The sequence below is a fragment of the Blastocatellia bacterium genome (assembly GCA_016713405.1).
GTDB lineage: Bacteria > Acidobacteriota > Blastocatellia > Chloracidobacteriales > JADJPF01 > JADJPF01.
Genome location: JADJPF010000013.1, coordinates 108,904 through 130,854, shown reverse-complemented (window position 1 = coordinate 130,854; position 21,951 = coordinate 108,904). Strand labels below are relative to the sequence as shown.

The 21,951-nt window shown below is 33.9% G+C and carries 24 protein-coding genes and 2 pseudogenes; 9 read left to right on the top strand and 17 right to left on the bottom strand.

The genetic code is table 11. From position 1 onward, the window contains the following. The first annotated feature begins 61 nt into the window (after positions 1-61). The 3 genes from IPK14_16790 to IPK14_16780 all read left to right on the top strand — a co-directional run bounded on the left by IPK14_16790 (position 62) and on the right by IPK14_16780 (position 2,841). On the top strand, positions 62-1,489 hold the full coding sequence (locus IPK14_16790; GenBank protein MBK7994974.1) for a transposase: 1,428 nt from the start codon (positions 62-64) through the stop codon (positions 1,487-1,489). A 234-nt stretch (positions 1,490-1,723) separates the two neighbouring features. Beyond that, positions 1,724-1,966 (top strand): transposase, encoded by a 243-nt coding sequence (locus tag IPK14_16785; protein ID MBK7994973.1) that lies wholly within the window; start codon positions 1,724-1,726, stop codon positions 1,964-1,966. Positions 1,967-2,505: 539 nt separating this feature from the next. Next, on the top strand, positions 2,506-2,841 hold the full coding sequence (locus IPK14_16780) for a hypothetical protein (GenBank protein MBK7994972.1): 336 nt from the start codon (positions 2,506-2,508) through the stop codon (positions 2,839-2,841). Between the two features lie 31 nt (positions 2,842-2,872). On the opposite strand, the gene IPK14_16775 is transcribed toward IPK14_16780, so the two are convergent. From IPK14_16775 to IPK14_16765, 3 genes are all read right to left on the bottom strand, one after another. Next, positions 2,873-4,138, bottom strand: coding sequence for an MFS transporter (locus IPK14_16775; protein MBK7994971.1), 1,266 nt, complete (start codon positions 4,136-4,138; stop codon positions 2,873-2,875). 91 nt (positions 4,139-4,229) lie between these two features. Further along, on the bottom strand, positions 4,230-4,958 hold the full coding sequence (locus tag IPK14_16770; protein MBK7994970.1) for a hypothetical protein: 729 nt from the start codon (positions 4,956-4,958) through the stop codon (positions 4,230-4,232). A gap of 3 nt (positions 4,959-4,961) precedes the next feature. Further along, positions 4,962-5,684: a hypothetical protein gene (locus tag IPK14_16765; protein ID MBK7994969.1), complete on the bottom strand. Its 723-nt coding sequence runs from the start codon at positions 5,682-5,684 to the stop codon at positions 4,962-4,964. Positions 5,685-5,900: 216 nt separating this feature from the next. Between IPK14_16765 and IPK14_16760 the strand changes: the two genes are divergently transcribed. From IPK14_16760 to IPK14_16740, 5 genes and pseudogenes are all read left to right on the top strand, one after another. Then, positions 5,901-6,347 (top strand): OB-fold domain-containing protein, encoded by a 447-nt coding sequence (locus tag IPK14_16760; GenBank protein MBK7994968.1) that lies wholly within the window; start codon positions 5,901-5,903, stop codon positions 6,345-6,347. 13 nt (positions 6,348-6,360) lie between these two features. After that, positions 6,361-7,505, top strand: a pseudogene (locus IPK14_16755) (thiolase family protein). A gap of 18 nt (positions 7,506-7,523) precedes the next feature. Further along, positions 7,524-8,671 (top strand): annotated as a pseudogene (locus IPK14_16750) (thiolase family protein). Between the two features lie 30 nt (positions 8,672-8,701). Further along, positions 8,702-9,451 carry a nucleotidyltransferase domain-containing protein gene (locus IPK14_16745; protein MBK7994967.1) on the top strand — a complete coding sequence of 250 codons (750 nt, stop codon included), beginning with the start codon at positions 8,702-8,704 and terminating at the stop codon, positions 9,449-9,451. A gap of 28 nt (positions 9,452-9,479) precedes the next feature. Further along, a complete protein-coding gene (locus IPK14_16740; GenBank protein ID MBK7994966.1) occupies positions 9,480-9,947 on the top strand; it encodes a Zn-ribbon domain-containing OB-fold protein in 468 nt (155 codons plus the stop codon). 7 nt (positions 9,948-9,954) lie between these two features. Here the strand turns inward: IPK14_16740 and IPK14_16735 are convergent, their stop codons facing one another. Both IPK14_16735 and IPK14_16730 read right to left on the bottom strand, forming a co-directional pair. After that, on the bottom strand, positions 9,955-10,524 hold the full coding sequence (locus tag IPK14_16735) for a Uma2 family endonuclease (protein MBK7994965.1): 570 nt from the start codon (positions 10,522-10,524) through the stop codon (positions 9,955-9,957). Positions 10,525-10,567: 43 nt separating this feature from the next. Beyond that, a complete protein-coding gene (locus tag IPK14_16730; GenBank protein MBK7994964.1) occupies positions 10,568-11,044 on the bottom strand; it encodes a GNAT family N-acetyltransferase in 477 nt (158 codons plus the stop codon). A gap of 52 nt (positions 11,045-11,096) precedes the next feature. Here IPK14_16730 and IPK14_16725 point away from each other — a divergent pair, with 52 nt between their 5' ends. After that, positions 11,097-11,756, top strand: a complete 660-nt coding sequence (locus IPK14_16725; GenBank protein ID MBK7994963.1) for an arginine-tRNA-protein transferase — start codon at positions 11,097-11,099, stop codon at positions 11,754-11,756. 11 nt (positions 11,757-11,767) lie between these two features. On the opposite strand, the gene IPK14_16720 is transcribed toward IPK14_16725, so the two are convergent. From IPK14_16720 to IPK14_16665, 12 genes are all read right to left on the bottom strand, one after another. Continuing rightward, positions 11,768-12,682, bottom strand: coding sequence for a zf-HC2 domain-containing protein (locus IPK14_16720; protein MBK7994962.1), 915 nt, complete (start codon positions 12,680-12,682; stop codon positions 11,768-11,770). Between the two features lie 23 nt (positions 12,683-12,705). Beyond that, positions 12,706-13,230 carry a sigma-70 family RNA polymerase sigma factor gene (locus tag IPK14_16715; GenBank protein MBK7994961.1) on the bottom strand — a complete coding sequence of 175 codons (525 nt, stop codon included), beginning with the start codon at positions 13,228-13,230 and terminating at the stop codon, positions 12,706-12,708. 382 nt (positions 13,231-13,612) lie between these two features. Continuing rightward, on the bottom strand, positions 13,613-15,880 hold the full coding sequence (locus tag IPK14_16710; protein MBK7994960.1) for a diguanylate cyclase: 2,268 nt from the start codon (positions 15,878-15,880) through the stop codon (positions 13,613-13,615). Positions 15,881-15,996: 116 nt separating this feature from the next. Beyond that, positions 15,997-16,392 (bottom strand): zinc ribbon domain-containing protein, encoded by a 396-nt coding sequence (locus IPK14_16705; GenBank protein MBK7994959.1) that lies wholly within the window; start codon positions 16,390-16,392, stop codon positions 15,997-15,999. Between the two features lie 3 nt (positions 16,393-16,395). Continuing rightward, positions 16,396-16,674 carry a hypothetical protein gene (locus IPK14_16700; protein MBK7994958.1) on the bottom strand — a complete coding sequence of 93 codons (279 nt, stop codon included), beginning with the start codon at positions 16,672-16,674 and terminating at the stop codon, positions 16,396-16,398. A gap of 13 nt (positions 16,675-16,687) precedes the next feature. Continuing rightward, positions 16,688-17,326 (bottom strand): DUF58 domain-containing protein, encoded by a 639-nt coding sequence (locus IPK14_16695; GenBank protein MBK7994957.1) that lies wholly within the window; start codon positions 17,324-17,326, stop codon positions 16,688-16,690. A gap of 7 nt (positions 17,327-17,333) precedes the next feature. After that, positions 17,334-18,344 carry an AAA family ATPase gene (locus IPK14_16690; GenBank protein ID MBK7994956.1) on the bottom strand — a complete coding sequence of 337 codons (1,011 nt, stop codon included), beginning with the start codon at positions 18,342-18,344 and terminating at the stop codon, positions 17,334-17,336. 25 nt (positions 18,345-18,369) lie between these two features. Next, positions 18,370-18,687: a hypothetical protein gene (locus IPK14_16685; GenBank protein ID MBK7994955.1), complete on the bottom strand. Its 318-nt coding sequence runs from the start codon at positions 18,685-18,687 to the stop codon at positions 18,370-18,372. A 346-nt stretch (positions 18,688-19,033) separates the two neighbouring features. Beyond that, complete coding sequence (locus IPK14_16680) at positions 19,034-19,657, bottom strand: hypothetical protein (protein MBK7994954.1); 624 nt, start codon at positions 19,655-19,657, stop codon at positions 19,034-19,036. 114 nt (positions 19,658-19,771) lie between these two features. Beyond that, positions 19,772-19,951 carry a hypothetical protein gene (locus tag IPK14_16675; GenBank protein MBK7994953.1) on the bottom strand — a complete coding sequence of 60 codons (180 nt, stop codon included), beginning with the start codon at positions 19,949-19,951 and terminating at the stop codon, positions 19,772-19,774. A 72-nt stretch (positions 19,952-20,023) separates the two neighbouring features. Continuing rightward, positions 20,024-20,779, bottom strand: a complete 756-nt coding sequence (locus IPK14_16670; GenBank protein MBK7994952.1) for a VWA domain-containing protein — start codon at positions 20,777-20,779, stop codon at positions 20,024-20,026. A gap of 1 nt (position 20,780) precedes the next feature. Next, positions 20,781-21,806 (bottom strand): hypothetical protein, encoded by a 1,026-nt coding sequence (locus tag IPK14_16665; protein ID MBK7994951.1) that lies wholly within the window; start codon positions 21,804-21,806, stop codon positions 20,781-20,783. Positions 21,807-21,951: the final 145 nt, after the last annotated feature.

Below are 21,951 nucleotides of genomic sequence, written 5' to 3'. Positions count from 1 at the left end.
GTTTTTCTGAAGGAAAAAAAGAAAAGGTGTAAAATACTAGCCCAAAAAGAAAGGCTAGAAAATGCTGATAGGAAATCCCTTGCCGTTTGTAGAAGAATATATTGAAGAATTAAATCGAGTGCTAAAAGAGTATGATAAAGAAGCAGGATTAACAGCAATACAAAGGGGATGGCTAAAGTTTTGCATAATGGGAATAATAGTAAGTAATAGTATCAATTGGGCAAAATTTGAAAAAGTAGGAATGAAAGGGTACTCAAAGGCAGCATTAAGTTGGATGTTTAGAAAAGCAACAATAAGGTGGGAAAACCTATTGTATGTAAGCGTAAAAATGATAATCAAAAAATATGGAATACAAGAAGGAGTGTTAGTAGCAGATGACTCAGATAGAGCAAGATCAAAATCAACAAAAAGAATATATGGAGTATATAAACAAAAGGATAAAACAAGCCAAGGGTATGTGATGGGACAAACAATAGTGTTGCTATTATTAGTAAGCGAAAAAATAACAATACCAGTGGGATTTAGTTTTTATAGGCCAGACCCAGTATTAAGAGAATGGGAAAAGAAAGAAAAAGAATTAATAAAGAAAAGCGTAGCTAAAGTATTAAGGCCAACTAAACCAAAAAGACAAGCTGAGTATCCAACAAAGCAAGAAATAGTAATAAAACTGTTAAAAGAATTTAATAAAAATCACAGTGAGATAAAAGTAATAGTAATAGTAGCAGATGCATTATATGGAACGGATGATTTTATACAAGAAGCAAGTAAAGAATTTAACAAAGTGCAAGTAATTAGCCAAATACGTAGCAACCAAATTGTAGAATTTAGAAATAAAGAACTAAATGTAGAGCAATATTTTAATATCAATTTAGCCATAGTAAAAACTATTAGAGTAAGAGGAGCAAAGCAAATAGATGCATTAGTTAGTAGTGCAAGACTGTACTTAAAAGCACATAAAAAGAAACGCTTTATCATAGCAATAAAATATCAAGGAGAAGAAAATTACAGATATTTGGTAGCAAGTGATATGAGTTGGAGAACCATTGATATCATTGAAGCATATACATTAAGATGGTTAGTAGAGGTTTTCTTTGAGGACTGGAAAATGTATGAAGGATGGGGTCAATTGACCAAACAACCTGACTATGATGGATCAAGCCGTGGCCTGATCTTGAGTCTGTTACTTGATCATTGCCTGTTTTTTCATCCATCTCAACTTGCCCGCTTTGAAAACAACCTGCCCGCTTTTACAGTGGGCAGCCTACTCAGTAAGATCCAGATGGATTCTTTACTTTCTGTTATTGAAGATATTGTGCTTGATCATAATCCTATTCAAAAACTCAACATCCTTTCTCAATCCATTGAATCTCTTTTTTCTCTTAATCTTTCTAAAAAACATTTAGTTGGTAAAGATATTTCTAACTTCCATCCTTCTGCTTCTTTAGCTTATCGCGCCAATCTTGCTACTTCTGTCCCTTTGGCTGCTTAAAAACTTGATCATCGAGATTTTTAAAATTTTTTTTTAAAAATAAAAATTTAGAATTATTTCCATTAATCCCTCAATTTTACCTATCTAAAAAAAAAAACAAAAAGAAATTTTCTCTAAATTAGATATACAAATTCCTTCTCTCCTTACCTAGTTACCATATTTCTCCAGATTTTAGGTAATACTCAAAACAATACCAAACCTCGCATAGCATTGCTTTTTTCTACTGACATCTTTATGTCTGCTATTGATGTTTATCGTTTCTACAAAACTCGCTTCCAAATTGAATTTATTTTTCGTGATGCAAAACAGTTTACTGGTCTATTGGATTGTCAGGCTCACGATAAACAGGCTCTCAATTTTCACTTCAATTCATCTTTATCTTCTCTCAACCTTGCTAAAATTGATTCTTGGCTACATCGTGACATTAGTAAGCCTTTTGTTTTCTCTTTGGCTACTTACAAGCAGCTTGCTTTTTAATCATCATTTCCTTGATTTTATTTTTTCTAACTTAGATCTTGACATGACTTCTATTAAAAATCATCCCAACTATCAAAACATTATTTCTTATGCTTCTATTGCTGCTTAATTGTGTCCGAAGTATTGCTTCTAAAAAACATGTCTACTAGACCTCTTGCTCGCCTTGACCCTTCTCCTTCCTTATTTTCTCGCGCTAGACTTTTATCGAATTTAGGACAAGATTTTTAATTTTTGATCAAAGATACTTTTCTAGTTATCAGACGTGCGACAATTATTTCTAATTACAACACATATAGCTAAAATATTGATAAAGTAAGATTTAGAGAGATGAAACTTTTTTGTGCAAAATGCTATAAACTACTTATAGAGAAAAAGTTAGCCTAATTTATCACATTTTTTCCACAAACTTTTCCACAGGCTTTGTGGAAAAGAAGAAGTAAATTTTTAATTTTTTTCTTGTGAGTCTTCTGTTAATATTTCCGTGCTACAAGAAACATTAAAAAATTAATCTGCTAGTTTAATTTTCAAGGAGACGCTTAATGCTACCCAAAGATCTAACCCCTGCGGTTATAGAAAAGCTAAAAACAACCGCCGAAACCTATCCAGCAGGTTCAGTTCCAGACAATTTTGATCCATTAAAATTTTCTTTTCGTTCAAATACAGGTTTTATAGTTAATCTTACCTTAGATAAACGAAGTAAAAGCCCTTATTGGTTACTTAGTATGTCTTATCCTAGCAGACCGCCAACAGATGATGAAGCAAAAGATACAGTAGCGGCTTTTTTTGGTATTGATGGAACGCAGAAAGCAGGAAAACTTATAATGCCAGCAGGCAGTAACCCAAACATAGTTTATTACAGATTGCCAGCTTCATAGAAAATTGAGGCTTTTAAGGCTCTAGTCAAAACTAATTTTGTTGCTGGAGCCTATCAAATTTACGCCATTGAAAAACTATCAATCCCCATAGGGCTGTAATTAGAACAGCCAAAAGACCTGTAAAAAATGTAGTTTGAGCAGGTGAAAATTTCCAAACATCTAAAGCACATCCTATTGCTCCAATAGAAAGAGTCATTGAAAGAGTAAGAAAAGCGTGTTCTAAAGCAAAAAGTCGTCCTCTTATTTCATCATCAGTAAATTTTTGAAGAAGTGTTGTACTAATTACCCAAAGAAAACTTCCACAAGCAGCAACACTTAAAATTGAAATAGCAGCAAACCAAATATTAAGCGATACTGCCCAAAAACTAAAAAATATTCCTCTCAGTGCAAAAGCTATTAAAGTAAGGTTTAGTGCATTTCTAGTGCTAGCCCGAGATAAATGTCCTGTTAAAGCTGCACCTATCACTGCTCCTAAACCATGAACACCATAAAGAATACCAACAGAAACTGATCCGTCTTTTCCAATAGAAAAGATTTGTTGCCCATAAACTACTGATAATAAAAAAACTCCCCCACCAGTTAAACAAATACCACTTTTAATTAACATAACTGCTAAAACCTTTGGCCTAGCTTGTAAATAAGGCACAACAGCTAAAAAACTAGTGTCTTTATTTTGCTTTGTTTCTTGATTATCAGACGGTCGTTTTGCTTCTACATTTAATCTAAGTAAAATACCTGCCGAGAGTAAAAAAGTAGCAGAATCAACAAGGAAAGCAATTTGATTACCAAAAAAGTCAGAGATTATTCCACCTAATGCACCGCCTAGGGCTAAAATGATTGACCATGTTACACCTGTTAACGCATTAGCTTGTATTAATTCTTCGCCTTTTGCTAAGTTAGGCAATAGTGCGGATCTTGCAGGCTCAAAAAAAGCTGTTAAAGAAAATTGCATAGCAGAAAGCAAATAAAGCAACCAAAGCTGATCAGCTTTGTGAATAGTTAAAAGACCTAAAACCACCCCTGCACGGAGTAAGTCAGCCGTAATCATTATTTTACGACGGTCAAAACGGTCTGCTAAGGCACCAGAAAAAGGACTAAAAATTACTAGTGGCATCATTTGTAAAATAATTAGCAATCCTGAAGCTTGCGCACTACCTGAAAATTGCTTAATTATTTGGATTAAAGCTACAAAATTTAACCAGTCGCCTAGTTCGCTAACTATTTGAGCAAACCAAAGTTGTCTTACACGCTTATTGTTACGTAATAAATTAAGGTATCCGCCTGTATTTTCTGACATTTATAGTGATTGTCCATAAGAAATTTTAGCCAAACCTTGTCTATACTACTTGTTTGTCAATTTCGTTGCAAAGACTTCCTATTATCTTATTTTATTTTGGCACCTCGCCTTGAATTGGTTGGTCAACAATACCCAAATAACTTTCTATTTGTTGCTCCAAAAAATGCCCTACTTCTTTTGAAGCAAGATTACCTACTAGGTTTATTTCTCTTCCATTTTTTAATTTTGCCCGCAAGTCATAAAGGTAGCTTGGGTTAAATATTGTTCCTGTTCTTTTTCCCTGTCTAACATAAAGTTGAACTAAGTTTGATGCAGGCATATTACGATTACCAAGCCAAGGTATAGGTACATGTTTTATGCTTAAAGTTTTGTTTGTTAATACAATTGTTGTTTTATTTTTATAAGATGCTAAAAGGTAATAAGGGCCTAAAAGCCACCCTAAGCTAGGTAGTATTAAGAATATGAATGCTATAAACGATTCAAAAAATTTACCTGCATTTATATCTTCAATAAGAGACAAAAAAACAATCAACCACCAAAGAAGTATTGCAGGACTAGAAAGTATTATGGGGATTATTAAAGATTTCAATAGCTTTTTATCCTGCCAGCTTTGAATTAAATTTAGTTGGCCCTCATAACGTTCTACTGTTACGCTAGCTGGAGCAGTCATTGTTGTAGATGTTTCTTGCCAACGCACCAAGACACTACAACGAGAACAAGAGCCTGTATTTGGCTCAAAACAATCTGTTTTATGACACACTTCACAACGCTCTGGAGCGGATTCATATTTTATTTTTAATTGGGTTGGTTTTAACTCCATATTTTACTTTGGCATTTCCCCTTGTACAGGTTCATCAACAATACCTAAATAATTTTCTATTTGCTCTTCTAAAAAATGTCCTACTTCTTCAGAAATCAATCCTCCAATTAATTTAACATCTTTATCATTTTTTAATTTTGCTCTTAGTTCATAAAGATATGTAACTTCATCATTAACTGACCAACCTTTAGTTTGTTTTAAGTACAATTGAGTTAAGTCCGTAGTAGAAATAGTTCGTTTACCAGGCCAAGGTAACGGATGATGTTCAACATTTAAGCTTTTATGATCAACTAAAATAGTAGTGGTATTTTTATAAGTGGCTATTAGGTAATAGATGTATAAGAGACCTACTAAAGTATGTGGTAATAAAAAAAACAGCGTTAGTAGTGAAGAAAAATCACCATCATTCATAATACTATTAATAATATGTACTGGGATAAGTACCCAAAATAAGGCTAAAGCCCCATTCCAAATCAAGGTAAATGGAATCAAAAACTTTATTGTTTTACGATTATACCAACCTTGTACTAGTTTTAGTTGACTTTCATAACGCTCTACACTTACCCCTATTGGTACAACAATGTTGTTATTTACTGGCAAGCTATCTTGCCAACGCACCAAGACACCACAACGAGAACAAGAGCCTGTATTTGGGTCAAAACAATCTGCTTTATGACAAACTTCACACCGTGTTGGGGGAAACTGTGTTTTAATTTTTAGTTTCATAAAATCACTTTTAGTTAAAAAATAAGTTTTAAAGCTATAGAAAAGAGCCTATTTTTTAAGTATATTTCAAAATGGTAAACACAGCTTGCTTTTTTTGACCAGTCAGTCATAATTTCCTGACTCAAAAGCATCACCAAATAAAGTTAAAACCAAACTCTCATCTACCACAAAATAAAAGGATTATAGCTAGTATTAAATTTACTAGTCAAAAATTTTATGAGTTCACAACCTGAAGAAGAGTTAATTGTTTATAAAAGCTCAATGCGTATTCCCTATCGTTGGGCTGCTGGGTTAACAGCTAGTCAGTTTTATAGGCGTATTGCTCAGGAAAAGAAAATCTATGGGACACGTTGCCCTAAAACCCAAAAAGTGATGATTCCTCCTAGAAAAAACTCACAAAGTGAAGAAGATTGGGTAGAAGTTGGCCCAGGCGGTATAGTTAAATCTTTTACCATTGTTCGTTATCCTGTTCCTTCACTAAATCCTACAACTCCACCTGTAGTTTATGCCCTCATTCAACTAGATGGAGCAGATACCGCTTTTGTCCATCAGTTAAGCGAAGTGGAAATTGATAAAGTAAAAACTGGACTACGTGTTACAGCCCAGTTTGCTGAAAAAGCTACTGGTAACATTATGGATATTCAATATTTTAAGCCTGAGTAATTAAGGAGCTATCATGGATCGTGTTGCAATAGTTGGAGTTGCACAAACAAAATTTGCTGCACAAAAAATTGATCAAAACTATGCAGAAATAGCTTATGAGGTTGTAGAGTCCCTCTTTAATAAATTAGGTATTGACCATAAAGATGTTGACAATATTGTCACTGCTTCATCAGATTTTTGGGATGGCCGCACTATTTCCAGCATGTCAGTTCAAGATGCTGTTGGAGCATGGCTAAAATCAGAAACCAAAGTCTCTTCTGATGGCACTTTAGCTGTACTTTATGGAATGATGCGTATTTTAGCAGGCTCTTTTGGCACTACTTTAGTGCTAGCTCATTGTAAAAGCTCTGAAGGCCAGCAAACAATGATTGGAAATGCTGTATTTGACCCTATTTATCAACGTCAATTAGGCTTTGATTTAGTTGCAGCAGGAGCATTACAAGCCCGTGCCTATATGGAGCATTATCAAGTTGGCGAGTCAGATCTAGCCGCAGTAGTTGCAAAAAACCTAACTAATGCAACTCGTAACCCTAATGCACATCGTGCAATGTCAATTAGCGTTGAAGAAGCCCTTAAAGCTCAACTAGTTGCTGATCCTCTAAGAGAATATGATATTGCTCCAAATTCTGATGGAGCTTGTGCAATTTACTTGCTCGTGAAGATTTGGTATCTAAATTTACTGATAAACCTGTTTGGTTAAGTGGTGTAGGACATTACCAAGATAATTATTACTTAGGTGATCGTGATTTAACTACTTCTAGGTCATTAGAAAAAGCTGCTCAAAAAGCTTATTCTATGGCAGGAATCACCAACCCACGTAAAGAGTTAGATTTAGTAGAGCTTTATGACACTTTTAGCTATCAAGAACTTATGTGGACAGAACTGCTTGGACTAGCCGAACGTGGCAAAGGAGCAGAATTAATTCATAGTGGTGCTAGTCATTTAGGCGGTGAAATCCCCGTTAACCCTTCTGGCGGCGTATTAGGCGCACATGCAATGTTTGTTGCAGGGTTAGTTAGAGTAGCTGAAGCCGCGCTTCAACTTCGCGGCGAAGCTGGAGAATATCAAGTAGAAGGTGCGCGACGTGCTTTAGCACATGGAACTGTTGGCCCTTGTGGTCAAACTCATTGTGTTTGGGTGTTATCTAAAGACAAATAATTTATTTTAAGAGGATTTATGGGCCAAAGAGTTGCTGTTATTGCCAGTGGACAAACAAATCATTGTTCTAAACGCACAGATGTAAATATTCCTGAAATGATCCAAGAAGCGGTTGACCGTGCATTACTACAAGCCAATATCACACTAGATGATATCGATGCCGTAGTAATTGGTAATATGGAGCATTTTGAGGGCATCAACCTTTCTGATATGTGGGCATCAGAAGGGGCAGGATCAGTAATGAAACCAGCTATTAAAATTGCAACTGGTGGAACAACTGGCGCGTCTGTTGCTGCTTGTGCCTATTATCATTGTGCTTCAGGGATGTTTGACACTGTGTTAGCAATGGATGGGAAAAACTTTCTGAAAGTGACCCTACAGGTGGTATTATTACAGCGTTTGACCCAATTGTCGAACGGCCGACATTGGCTGGTGCTGTTGGTGGTTTAGCAATTGAAGCACTAGCTTATATGAAAACTTACAACGTTCCAGAAGAAGTCTTTGACCTTGTAGCTGTTCGCGCTCGTCAAAACGCTAGAAATAATCCTCATTCCCACTTAAAACTTGATTTAACTGTAGAACAAGTTAAAGAAACACCTTATATAGCTTATCCGATTCGCTATTTGCATATGTGTCCTGCCTCTGATGGGGCTTGTGCAGTAATTATGGCATCAGAAAAACGAGCAAAAGATTTATGTTCTCAGCCTGCTTGGATTGATGCTGTAGTTTCTCGTCATAACCATGCTTGGATTGGAGACATTTTCTTTAGCAAAGATAGCACTCTAGAAGCTGCTGCAATTGAAGCTTATCGTATTGCAGGTATAACTAAACCTTTAGAAGAATTAGATGTTATAGAACTTTATGACCCAGCTAGCTATACCCAAGTTTCTTGGCTTGAATATTTACAGCTATGTGAAATGGGCAAAGGTCGTTACCTGGTAGAAGAAGGAGTAACGGCAATGGGTGGAAGACTACCTGTTAACCCATCTGGAGGGGTAGTTTCTACTAATCCAATTGGAGCAACTGCTTTAATTCGTGTTGCTGAAGCAGCCCTTCAAATACAGGGCCGAGCCGATAAACGCCAAGTTGATGGTGTACGTCGTGCTTTAGCTACGGGGTTTGGTGGATCTTATTGGAATGAAGTTTTTGTTATGTCAGCTAAGTAAAATTAAGTATATTTAAGAGGTTTATAACTTATGCAATGGGATAGCAAAATTTATCAGGTAGTTGCTGAACAACCATATCCATTGCTATTTGCTACTGTTAGTGGTGCGCATTTATATGGCTTTCCTTCTCCTGATTCTGATTATGATTTAAGAGGGGTTCATATTTTACCTGTTAAAGAAGTAATAGATTTAGAACAACCTAGAGAAACTATTGAAATTTCGGAAGTTAGAGATGGTTTAGAAATTGATTTAGTAACTCATGACGTAAAAAAATTTTTTCTTTTGTTACTAAAGAAAAATGGCTATGTGTTAGAGCAACTTTACTCACCTTTAATTTTGCATACCAACGAAGCACACAAAGAATTAAAGGAAATCGCAAAAGGCTGTATTACTCGCTACCATAGTCATCATTATTTTGGTTTTGCTGAAACTGAATGGAGAATGTTTGAAAAAGAACCTCGTGTTAAAACCTTGCTTTATCTTTATCGGGTTTTACTAACAGGCATCAACCTAATGCAAACCGGAGAAGTAGAAGCCAATTTAATTAAGCTAAATGAGAAGTTTAATTTACCTGAAATCAATGATTTAATTGAGGTTAAGACCTCGGGAAAAGAAAAATCTATACTTTCAGAGTCAAACTTAGAATTTCATCGTCAACAATATCAATATTTGCGAGCAGAATTAAAAATTGCTGAGGAAAAAAGCCATCTGCCAGAAACATCAAGCTCTAGAACAGCATTAAATGATTTACTAGTGCGGCTACGTATGGCTAATTTATAAAGCTAAAAAGCTAAGGAGAATTAATTTAATGAGTACGCCAAAAGAAAAACCTCTATATATTTCTATTAAAACCGACTTACCTTATGCCTATTCTGCTGGTCGTGCGCTAAGTCGTTTTTTAGTTACGTTACGAGATGAAGCAAAAATTTTGGCAACTCGTTGTAGCAATTGTGCTTATGTTTTAGTTCCACCTCGCGCATTTTGTAACCAATGTCATAAGGCAACAACAGAATTTATTGAAGTTGGCCCAGGCGGAACATTAGAAACTTTTTCTGTAATTAACTTCCCTTTTATAGACCCTTTTACTGGCCAAGAACGCCCAGTTCCTTATGGTTATGGAATTATTAAGTTAGATGGTTGTAGCAATCTACTACCTCATTTTCTAGATATTAGCGATCATACTAAATTAGAAATAGGCCAAAGAGTTGAAGCAATTTTTGAAGAAAACCGTACAGGAGCATTAACAGATATTAAGCATTTTAAGGTCTTAATTTAATAAAAAACTAAGGTTGAAACTGCACTCTTAAGTAAATATCATTAATATTTAGCCTACAGTTAATGACAGGCAATTCTATTACATCATTTAAGTTAGTAAATGTTTGACTAGTCCAGTTATTATCATTTTTAGTAAACAAAGTAGAACTAATTTCATTTTGACTAATCAATAAATAATACCTAAGAGATTCTATTTGTTGGTATTCTCTAAATTTTGCATCTTGATCAAAACTTTCTGTGCTATCAGATAGTACTTCACCTATTAATGTAGGATTAATAAGGCTTTGCAATCCATTAATGTTAATAAATCTAGGGTTACAAGTGATTAAAAAGTCTGGGTATCTATAAATTTGGTTATGAGTTCTAGTTCTCATATTTTCAGTAAAAACTTCACAAGTTGTATTAATTAGCTGTGGATATAAACTAGATGTAATAGCACTAATAATACGTCCATGATTAGGGCTAGCTCCAACCATAGAAAAAATTTCACCATAAACATATTCATGTTTTATATTAGAGTTTTTTTCTATTTCAAAATATTCTTTAAGTGTATATTTTTTTATTGGGTTAGTAGACATTTTAATCCTAATTTTTTATTTATATTTTTTGGTATTATACATCTTAAAACGAAATATAAGACAAATATTTTTCCATCAAATAGTTAGTCAAAGTTTGACCCCTAAGGCTAACGTGTTGAGCATTTAGAACTTGAAAGCCGTGATGCTGAAAAAATGGTTTAGCCGTGATACTTACTTCTGCATAAAGTCTACTTATTTTAAGTAGTTTTGCTTGAGACTCAATATTTTTTATCATTAAAGTACCAACGCCTTTTCCTTGATAATCTTTATGTGAGTAAAAACAATCTATATGTCCGTTAGTTTCTAATTCACTAAATCCAAGGATTTTTTCATTGGTTTCAACAACATAAGTCATTCGGCTAATTAATCGTTCTTGCCATTTTTGTTTGTCTATTTGCAACGGGGCCCAGGCTCTGACTTGTTCTAATGAATAATCTTTAATATTAATATTGTGTACTGTGTTATAAAACAACTGCATTATTTCTTTTGTATCAGATAATTTATATGGTCTAATATACATTTTATTTTTTAACAATTAATCATTAATTATTTTCTATAATATTCTTAAAATTATGGGTTTTATCAATGAATATTTCTTTTGTGAGCAAGTAAGGCCAGAATTAATGGATCGTCTTTGGGCCAATGGTTGGCGGCATTTTGGCTCATATTTCTTTAGGTATGAAAAGCTTTACACAAGAAATGCTAAATATAATGTCATGCCTTTAAGAATTAACTTACAAAATTTCACTTATTCTAAAAGTCAAAAACGTATCTTAAAGAAAAACCAAGATTTACAAGTTATTATTCGAGATGCTTTTATTGACAGAGTAAAAGAAGATTTGTTTTTTGCTCATAGAAATAGATTTAAGGAAAACGTTCCTGATTCAATTTATACTTTTCTCTCTTACGATCCTGCAAATATTCCTTGTTGTACAAAAGAAATTTGCCTCTATCAAGATGAAAAGCTTTTAGCTGCAAGCTTTTTAGATGTAGGAAAATCATCAACCTCTAGTATTTACACTATTTTTGACCCAACAGAAATAAAAAGAAGTTTAGGAATTTATGTAATCTTACTAGCAGTTGACTATTCCTTAAAAGCTAACTGTCAATATTACTATCCTGGTTATGCTTACAAAGAACCTTCTCATTATGACTATAAAAAAAAGTTTGCCGCGCTAGAGTATTATCATTGGGATGATAAATGGCTATCACTTAGATCTATAAATGAATAAGAGGATTTTTCCTAAGATTTAATCTTTAAGCTATCAATAAAATCCTTATCCTTAGTTCCAGTATGACAAACCACACAAGATTGTTGGCCGCGTTCGGCTAAATCAGATATTAGAGCATAGGTTAAGCCATGATCAGTCCAACTAATTACTTTTAGCCCATCTATTACCTCACAATGAAAAGTTAATCCTTTAGAAATAATTTTTTCCCCTCCATCAGGCAATGCAACCGTATTTGCTGTAACAATTAGGCTAATAGGACGTTGCTGCATTTGATAAGAAATATAGGCTGCATAATCGTTCTTAAAACCAACTAACCGCGCTCCTTCTAGTTGATAAAGTTTTTCTTGGCCGGAACTTTCTTGATAATTTGGAAGTGTTAGGCTAAAAGAAACTTTTCCTAAAAACCAGGTTGAAACATCTTGAGCAGAATCAGACTTTATTTCTAAAGGTAATTTACCCTTTTGATGTCTAATATGTGTATTAACTGCCATTAATGCAAACTCTGAATGCTCATCAAAACTAGTAGAACTATTATAACTACTTAAATAAGTATAACTAGTCAGTAAAATAATCACTGTTGCAGCTACTGCAACAACAAGACGTTGGATGGAAGATTTAGAAGGAAAAGTCAATAAATTACTATTGGACAATAGCTTATCAATATTTTTATGTAATTTTGCAGAAGCTTGATAAGGTTTTGGGCAATCATCGAGAATTTTTTCAATAGAAGATTGTAAATTTGCAGAAGCTTGATAAAGAGGTTTAGAATGACGAATTTGGGTTAACCAATATTGTTGTTGGTCAAAAATTTGTTTGCAAGATATGCAATTTTGCAAATGTTTTTCTAATTGAAGCTTTTCCTGACTATCTAATTCATTATCTAAATACAATTGAAATTGGTTGGGGGCTTGCTGGCAAATGCTCATAACTTTACCCTAGTTTTTAAAATTTACTGCGCTGTTATTAGTGATTGTGAAAGTAAAAGTGTTAGTTGTGCGCGGGCCCTTGCAAGTCGTGACATCACTGTACCAGCAGGACAATCTAAAATTGTAGCAATTTGTTGATAACTAAAATTTTCCAAGTCCCGTAGTACTACAATTTCACGAAAATGTTCTGGTAGTTGTTCAATTGCTGCTTGTACCGTTTCTCGTTCGACTTTACGAACTAACAATGAATAAGGATCATGATGTTGGTCTAATAAAAAGTCTGATAGCTCATCCATTTTATTTGAATCAATATCAACAAAATGTGGCCGACTGCGTATATGACGTAGTTGATTACGCCAAATATTACGCATAATTGTAAAAAGCCAACTTTTTAAGTTGCTATCTGGCATTAGTTGTCCAAATGCCCGCATAGCACGCAAATAAGTCTCTTGCACTAAGTCTTCGGCTTCAGTTCGGTTACGAGTCAAGACCATAGCACAACCATAGAGTGCATCTAAATGTTCTAGTGCTGCTTGACGAAAATCCATATCTTGTTACCTAATGTATGATTGATCTTAAACTCAATAGCCCTAACTGTTTTCATAAAGGATAACACTTTGCTAAGAAATATATTCCAAATATATATTTTCTTAATACTATTTTAAGGCTGTTTTAACAAAACACTTCTATGAACTTAAAAAATACTAATCTTGATTAACTGTTTTTTTAGAAAAACAAGTTTTCCTAAAGGCAAAGACTTTATTGCAGCAGTAAGAACTGTAGTTCGTTTGGCTAAGAGTCGTGATGGTGTTTTAAGGGAAACTATTAATTTATCTTTTTAGGTTCGTAAATCTTCTTTTACTGAAATTTTGAGGAATAAACAAATAAGTTAGACTAGCACATTTTCGCTAGTCTAACTTATTTAAGTATTTAGAGAACTATAACGCGGTTTCCTCCGCCTATGGAAGCTTGTTGTTGTGCAGCACAAGCAACTTCTACTAATTCTTCAGGTGATGAGTTACGTGTAGGTGCGCTACTAGCAATACCAAAACTTACCGTAACCCATTGATCAGAATAAACATGAGAAATCGATAATGCTTCTACACAAACACGCAATCTTTCTGCCACTATTGTTGCTCCATCGACGGGAGTTTCTGGAAGTACAATAGCAAAACCTTCGCCAGGATAAGTGATTAGCTCATCTCCAGGCCGGTTTAATTCTGTGCTTAAGGTTTCTGCTACACGCTTAAAGCAATTTTCAGCCATTTCTTCGCCATAAGTTTCTAAATAAGAAGCAAAGTCATCAATTTTAGCAATAGCTAAAGAAATAAGACGACTATAACGAGATGCACGCCGCCATTCCTTTTTTAACATTTTGTTGGTTAAAAGCCGGCTAGAAATATCTGCTGAACTCTTTGATAATGCACCGGTTAAGCTTCCTGTCATACCTGGAGCTTTTGGATAAGCACCACTTAAACTTCCTGTTCGCCCTTTAATGGTTGGTGCAGCTTTAGCCCCTGTATTTGCTACAGCTTTATTATATGCACCTGTCTTAAAAGGAGATTGTGTTGATTGTGGAGAAAATTGGTTTGTAGTAGGAAGAGGGACTTTTTCCACGGTTGGCGCACTTACTCCACCTGTTAAAATACTTAATTTATAGCCTTCTGTAAGCATTTCACGAGCAAGTTCTTTATTTCCTTGAGTTTCATACATTCTGCCTAAGATTAAAAGCTGTTCAGCCGCTTTTTCTTTTAAGCCTCTTTCTAAATAACTATTTTTAAGCTTTACTCTTGCCTCCAAATATTCAGGGTAACTAACTACCATTTCTTCTAAAAGCTTAATTTGACTATCAATATATTCTGGATGGCTGTTTACCATACCATCTAAAAGGGCTGAAGTTCGTGTACTACTACGAGTAGGCTTTTTAGGCTCTTCTTTTGGTTGTGGAGTTTCTGCTTCGTTAGATGTAGTAAGTGGATTAAGTGTTTGAAGTAACGGATCTTTTGCAATTCCATCGTCAGTAGGTTCAGTTTCTTTTAAGTCAACCAACTGAGCTTTTGCTTCTTCTGCTGCACTAGGTTCTAAAGTTAGTAATTGTTGAAGTGCCATTGCTGCTTCTGCTTTGTTGCCTTGGCTTAGTGCAGCTTGAACAAATAATTTTAAGGTTGAAATTAAATTATTTGTTTTTTGTGTACTCATATAAATATAGCCTAACCTACGTAAAGCTTGCATATGAGTAGCATCTTGCTTAAGAATATCCGTTAGTATTTCTGTTGCAAGTCCCTCTTCTTTTATTTCAATTAAATGTTCTAAACAACGATCTATTACTGTAATGGCTGAATCTATATGTCCTGCGGTTAGGAAAAGATGTGAAACTTCAATTAACTTATGGTAATAAGACTTATCTGATTGATAAAGATATCCAAATGTAGCTTCTGCTTGTGTTAAATCTTTAGCTAACAAATAAATATTACCTAATAAATCCAAATACTCTATATCATTTGGCTCTTTGCTTAATACATCATTTAACATTGCAAAGGCTTTATTCATTTCTTTATTATGAGCAAAGCCCTCCACTAAACCTTTATAAGCTGGTTTATAGTGGTTATCAATGGATAAAGCATTTTGAAAAAGATAAATGCTTTCATTAACTCTATCTTTAGCTAATAAATCTTTACCTAAGTTGGTAAAAGCTTCTTTAGATTCATTATTCATATTTTGATCTTTATAAGCTTTTGCTAGTTTAACACGAAAATGAATATTATCTGGTTCAAGTTCTGCAAGTGTTTTCATTATTTGCAAAGATTGTTTATGTTTACCTTCGCGTTTATAGGCATCTAAGACAATATTATAATGTTGTTTAGCTTCAACATTATGTTGTTGAAGAGCAGAAAGGTCAGCTAATTTTAAGCAAACTTGATAGTTAGTAGCATCTAGTTTATTGATCTTTTTATACATTGCCACGGCTTTTATTATATCTTTATGGGCTTGATAGCTTTCTGCTACTTTTAAGTAATAGTTGATGGCTTCTTTATTTTGTCCTATCCTTGCATTTAAGTCACCTAAAGTATTAATAGTATTAAAATCATTGGGATCAAATTCTACTATTTTTTCATATTCTGAAATTGCAGCAGCAACTTTACCTTGTTGCAAATACTTTTCTGCCGACTTTACAAACTTACTTTTATCAAATGCCACAACCAAAGCCCTCCTAAACTATCTATAAAATATACTAAAATAAACTACTAATACCTAATTATGGTTAAAAGTGATTCACAATATTAGCAAAAATTTAATAAAACATATAAGCTTGTCTAGACTTTTTTTTCCTCATCCATCACATTTTTCCGAACACTAGTAATATCTTTTAGTAATAAAACTAACCCTAACAAAAGAGGAATACCACAAAAGAAAACTAGGGCTATTATTACAGAAAAAGCCATGTAGGTTTGAGTATTAGTATCTATATCTTTGGTAATAAACATAGAGGCAAGAAAAATTATTAGTACAAATATTGCCAAAGCAGCAAATGTCCAAGCAAAACCTTCTGAGACTGTAATAGACACAAGCCCAGAGCGACTAACAAAATTACTGCGTTTTGCTTTTGAATCAGCACGATATAAAAATTGTCTTACTATCACTAAGTTAGTATTACAATCTTCACAAAAATCATTAGTTTTATTTTCTTTTCCACAATTAGGACAATACATAAATTATTTACTTAATCGCCGAGAACGCAGGGCAAAAAGCCTACGTAAACTAGCATCATATGGTTCATTAGTAGTTAATTCTACATAATCAATTGATAATTGAGCAAAAAGTTTTTGAAGAAACATTCTTTCTTCAGTTATTTGTTTAAGAAAATTTGTTTGAAGCAATTTACTACTACTATCAACTAAAAGTTTTTCACCTGTTTCTAAATCAGCTATTTCTATTAATCCCAGCTTTGGTAAAAATTTTTCCCGCATGTCTGTTAGACGAATAGTTACCAAGTCATGTCTATAACTAGCAACTTTTAAGGCTTTTTGAAAGCCTTGGTCTAAAAAAATCTGAGACTAAAAAAATTACGGCTGGTCGTCTAAAGATATTATTTAAGTAGTTAAGAGCGCAACTAATATTAGTTTTTTCGCTAGTAGGTTCAACTAAAAGCAAATCTCTAACAATTCTAAGAGCATGTTTAAGCCCTCTTTGCGGTGGAACATATTTTTCTACTTTGTCAGTAAAAAGCAGTAGCCCCACGCGATCATTGTTAGTAGCAGCAGCAAACCCTAGAATACAACATATTTCTGCTGCAATTTCCTTTTTTGTCCTTTTAGCAGTAGTAAAATCACCTGATTTAGATAAATCAACAATTAATAAAACCGTTTGTTCTCTCTCTTCAATATGTTTCTTTATATAAAGCTCTCCTGTACGAGCAGAAACATTCCAATCAATTAACCTTACATCATCGCCAGCCGTATAGGGCCTAACTTCATCAAATTCCATTCCCCGACCACGAAAAACGCTTTTATACTCTCCAGCAAAACCGCTAACAAGTAATTTGCGGCTATGAATTTCAAACATTTTTATTTTTTTTGCCAGTTCTACAGGCAAACCAAGCGGCTTTTCTGATTCTTTTATAGGTTTTTTAGTGGAAGATTTCATCTTTTTGTTATGGGGTAGCAACTCTATCCAAAATACGTTTAACTAGCTCATCTGAAGTAACATTTTCAGCTTCAGCCTCATAAGTAAGAAGTAACCGATGACGTAAAACATCACAACAAATCATTTTTACATCATCAGGTGTAACATAAGCGCGGTTTTTCAAATAAGCATAAGCTTTTGCTGCCAAAGTTAAATAAATAGTTGCTCGCGGCGAAGCACCATAACGAATTAAGGATTTTAACTCTTCTAATTTTATTAATGCAGGATTTCGGCTAGCCTGGACAATATCCAAACAATAGTCTTTTACTCGATCATCAACATATATTTTACTAACTGTTGAGCGTAAAGTTACTAAATCGCTTTTAGTTAAAACTTTTTCTACTAAAATAGCTGTAGCATCTGCCGCATCAGCATTTAAGCTATCTGAAGTAAGACGATCTAGCATTTCTCTTTCTTCTTTCCTAGAAGGATAATCCACAACCACTTTTAACATAAATCTGTCCACCTGTGCTTCTGGTAATGGATAAGTGCCTTCCTGCTCTACTGGATTTTGAGTAGCTAGTACTAAAAATGGCTCTGGAAGTAAATAAGTAGTATCGCCAATTGTAACTCGTCGCTCTTGCATAGCTTCTAACAAAGCACTTTGGACTTTAGCTGGAGCGCGATTAATTTCATCAGCTAAAATCATATTTGCAAAAATTGGCCCGCGCCTGGCAATAAAATCACCGCTTTTTTGGTTATAAATTAATGTTCCAATTAAATCTGCTGGCAGTAAATCAGGAGTAAATTGTATGCGGTGAAATTCTAGGTCTAAACACTCTGATAAAGTTTTAATTGTTAGGGTTTTAGCCAGGCCCGGAACACCTTCTAATAAAATATGTCCACCTGTGAGAAGTCCTATAAGTAGACGTTCTAACAAAATTGGTTGTCCAATTACCCGTTTATGTATTTCTGTAATTAATCCGTTTATTTTTGGTGCTTGCTCACGTACTATTGCTGTTAGTTGTTGTACATCCACTTAATTTATATCCTTAAAATTAAAGTTATTGCCCATTACCTAATAAATTTTTATCAGACTCTACCCTTGGTAAAATTGGGCTAGCAATTCCATCTAAATTAAGTCTCATCATTCCGCCAGCATCGCTAAAAGCTTCAACTAAAACTTTGTTACGACGACGAAAATAAAAAATACTTAATCCCATCATAATACCGCCAATTATAGCAACTATTAAAGCAACTCCTATTAGGCCAAATACACTAACTAGAATTTTTGCTGTTTTAGCTGCTTCTGAAGCAACACTACGACCATTGCCTATAGGAACATCTTGATGGAGCCATTTAACAACATAGCCATATTCCACGCCATTAACAATTTTTTCTGCTGCTTGTTGAGAAACAAAATTATTTGCTTCAATAATATAGTTTCCTTCTCGTTTAAGCAGGAGTTTGGCTTGTTCGGCTGCTGATAAGCTATTGCGATAGTCTGTTAAACGCTTAAAAGCAGCTATAGATTGTTGTGGGGTATGGTGTTCAATAACTAGTAAAGAAGTTTCTCCATCTGATTGATTATAATTAGCATAAGCTACTTCTGTACCAAAATTAGGGTAAAATTCATAATGTGTAGTATCACGTTTAGCTAGTATAGCTAAAGCTTTTGGCCCTAAGATATATCTAGCAGTACGTAAATTTAAGCTTCCTGTTGGGAGGTTACGGATTACGCTTGGAAGTTTTTTTTGCTAGTTCAATATCTGGGGCCACTAAAACTTTTTGGTCAAGAGCAGTTATTTTGTCAGAAAGAGCTTGAGCAAGCTTAAACATATTTTCTGTAGTTTTCGCGCTACGATCTGCTTTTTCATTTAGCACCTGGACAAATCTAGTACCTTGCCAAAAAATAATTTTTCCCTCTACAACATCTAAGTCACCTTCTGTGCCAAAGTCAGTTTTATCAGCTATGGGATCACGATAAAAGGTATAAAGACCATAAACTTGAGTAGGATATTTTGCCCAAAGAACTTTAACTAAAAAATCTCCATATTGACGACTAGCTAAGCCTTCAATCCCATATTCTTGATAGAGTTCTTGATCTTTTAATTCTGGATTTGTAAGTTCTGCAACTTGTAATTGGCTGCTAGATTGGAGTCCTGCCAAAGAATTAGACAAAATTTCTAGTTCTACAGGTGTGTTTTTTACTGGTTCTTTAACTTCTTCTTTACTTGATTTAGTAGTTTTATTTACTTGGTTTTGTCGCTGTTGAGCAATAGCAATACTGGTCAAGCTACAAGAAAATATAATTAATAAAAATGTTGTAAGATAAAGAATATTTTTTCTCAAGTTATTCTCCTTACCTAAAAACTTAATAATTAGTTGTAAAATAAATGCTTAATGCTTCAGACACCAAGATAAGAAATTTGTTCCCTAGCCAAATAATTGTAGCTTAAAACCTAGTTAAGTACGATAGCCCAATAAAAACAAATCTCCTAAAACCAGTAATGCGGCAATAGCCAAAAAATATTGAAATTTTTCTTCCCGCTCTTGTAAAACAAAACTAGTAATTTCACCTGAGTTTAATTTCTCTATAAAGCTAGTAATTTCTTTTACTTCACTAGCATTTGCTTGAACATGCAAATAGTTTCCACCCGTTTCATTAGCAGCAAGTTGAAGCAGATTTTCTTGTAATTTAGTAATAACTGGACGACTTTACTGGTCTAGCTTAAAACCTGCTTTACCAATATTATCTAGTGGAATTTTGCTTCCTTCAATTGAGCCAACTCCAACAGATAAAATAAATATACCATTGTTAGCTGCTTCTTTAGCCGCCTGGCTAATTGCACTCTCTGGATCGTCGCTTTGTTGTTCACCATCAGAAATAATTATTAAAACTTTTGCTGCTTTACCAGCAAGAGTTAAACTTTTTGTTGCTTGATTAATGGCCTGTTCTATTGCCGTTGTAGAGTTATTTGTTATTTGCACATCTACGGCATCAATAAAAGTTTCTAAAGCGGATTTATCTAAAGTAAGTGGCATTAATGCAGCATTATTTCCAGCAAAAGCAATTATTCCAATTCTATTTCCTGCTAATTGTTCTATTAAATCTATGCAAAGTCTTCGCGCTCGTGCTAGGCGTGATGGTGGTTCATCACTAGCTAACATACTTAAAGAAACATCTATAGCAAGAATAATATCTGCACCTTTAACTTCTATACGTTGTTGGGATTGTCCCCATTGAGGACGAGCTAAAGCTATTATAATAAATACAATAGCAAGCAAAGCTAAACTAGCTCTAAATCTATAATAAAAAGTTAACCGCTTTGCTCTATCAATAGCAGCATCACCCATTAAACTAATTAAAGCTATTTTGCGTCGCTCAATTAGCCAATAAAAAAGCCACACTAGCGGCAACAATGCTACTAATAGATATAAATATTGGCTTTCTCGAAATTGAAAATCTAACATTTTATTTAGCTCTATAATTGAGTGACTTAAATAACTCTATAGCTCGGTTAATATTTTGTTTAGTAATGTTTATTTCCACTTGAAACTGAGCAAATTTTACTAAATCACAGTTTGTTAAAATCTGCTCAAAAGTGTTTTTGATAATATTTGGAACTGACTTTTGTTCAAAAAGTGCTAAAAGCTCTGTAGTAGTATATTCTTGGCTAGCTACTCCATAACGTTTAACTGCATAGGAAAGCATAATTTCCGCTAGTTTTACATGAAAAGCTTTTATATCCCTGTAAATTAAGTCTGTTTCTACCAACACTTTTAATTTATTAATGATTTCATCTTCTAAAGATTCTGTTTTTAAGATAGTTTGTAGTTCATTGTTTACTTGTGGAGGAAAAAATCTTTGCCAATAAGCTATTACCAATTTATTAAAATAAGGGTCTAAAAAGCGAAAAGTAAGATAAAAGGCTGTTGCAGTAATTAGCAAGCCTATAAATAAGGGTTCTAACCACCCATTACTTGGAGCAGATTGTATTAGCTTTATATCTTTAATCTGTTTTTCTTCAGCTTTGGTTAAGGCTTGAACCTCAATTTCTAAAGGACTACTTTGCAATTGCTCATTATAATTACTTACAGCTAACAATGGAGGAATAGAGATTTTACCTATTTGAAAAGCTATCAATTTAACTTCAATTTGTGTTCTAGCTACAAATCCATCTAAAATTTGTGTTTGTTTTACAGGACTGCCAACAATTTCAAAAGCTTTTAACTTGTCTTTATCTAGCTTTAGCTCAAATTCCTCACCAATATTATGTAAAACTATTGCTACTAGCTTTAAATGGTCGCCGATTAAAATTCGCTCATTTTCACCTTTTTCATAAACTATTCTTACATCAATAGCTTTATTTTTTTGTGAAAAAGAGCTAATTGCTAATGTTGCAATAACACTAAAAACTAGGCTTAACTGACAAAAAGTTTTGAATAGTTTCAAATAATATTTGATTTTTAATTTATTGATTGTTGGTGACTGAGTCATGCTGCTTAGCATTATCCAAATAGCTAGGTTTGGATGCTAGCACTTTTCGCTTGATTGTCTACAAAATTATAGAAAATTTACAGATTTAGATAGGAAAACAAGTAACATTACTTGGTCAAAACTTAAAATATTAATAATTTTCTTT

Coding starts and splice junctions, on each gene's coding strand:
- IPK14_16725 (MBK7994963.1), top strand. CDS start 11,097: ATGGGTTTTATCAATGAATATTTCTTTTGTGAGCAAGTAAGGCCAGAA.
- IPK14_16735 (MBK7994965.1), bottom strand. CDS start 10,524: ATGTCTACTAACCCAATAAAAAAATATACACTTAAAGAATATTTTGAA.
- IPK14_16665 (MBK7994951.1), bottom strand. CDS start 21,806: ATGACTCAGTCACCAACAATCAATAAATTAAAAATCAAATATTATTTG.
- IPK14_16740 (MBK7994966.1), top strand. CDS start 9,480: ATGAGTACGCCAAAAGAAAAACCTCTATATATTTCTATTAAAACCGAC.
- IPK14_16760 (MBK7994968.1), top strand. CDS start 5,901: ATGAGTTCACAACCTGAAGAAGAGTTAATTGTTTATAAAAGCTCAATG.
- IPK14_16775 (MBK7994971.1), bottom strand. CDS start 4,138: ATGTCAGAAAATACAGGCGGATACCTTAATTTATTACGTAACAATAAG.
- IPK14_16765 (MBK7994969.1), bottom strand. CDS start 5,684: ATGAAACTAAAAATTAAAACACAGTTTCCCCCAACACGGTGTGAAGTT.
- IPK14_16695 (MBK7994957.1), bottom strand. CDS start 17,326: ATGAAATCTTCCACTAAAAAACCTATAAAAGAATCAGAAAAGCCGCTT.
- IPK14_16790 (MBK7994974.1), top strand. CDS start 62: ATGCTGATAGGAAATCCCTTGCCGTTTGTAGAAGAATATATTGAAGAA.
- IPK14_16715 (MBK7994961.1), bottom strand. CDS start 13,230: ATGGATTTTCGTCAAGCAGCACTAGAACATTTAGATGCACTCTATGGT.
- IPK14_16730 (MBK7994964.1), bottom strand. CDS start 11,044: ATGTATATTAGACCATATAAATTATCTGATACAAAAGAAATAATGCAG.
- IPK14_16745 (MBK7994967.1), top strand. CDS start 8,702: ATGCAATGGGATAGCAAAATTTATCAGGTAGTTGCTGAACAACCATAT.
- IPK14_16780 (MBK7994972.1), top strand. CDS start 2,506: ATGCTACCCAAAGATCTAACCCCTGCGGTTATAGAAAAGCTAAAAACA.
- IPK14_16785 (MBK7994973.1), top strand. CDS start 1,724: ATGTCTGCTATTGATGTTTATCGTTTCTACAAAACTCGCTTCCAAATT.
- IPK14_16670 (MBK7994952.1), bottom strand. CDS start 20,779: ATGTTAGATTTTCAATTTCGAGAAAGCCAATATTTATATCTATTAGTA.
- IPK14_16770 (MBK7994970.1), bottom strand. CDS start 4,958: ATGGAGTTAAAACCAACCCAATTAAAAATAAAATATGAATCCGCTCCA.
- IPK14_16720 (MBK7994962.1), bottom strand. CDS start 12,682: ATGAGCATTTGCCAGCAAGCCCCCAACCAATTTCAATTGTATTTAGAT.
- IPK14_16705 (MBK7994959.1), bottom strand. CDS start 16,392: ATGTATTGTCCTAATTGTGGAAAAGAAAATAAAACTAATGATTTTTGT.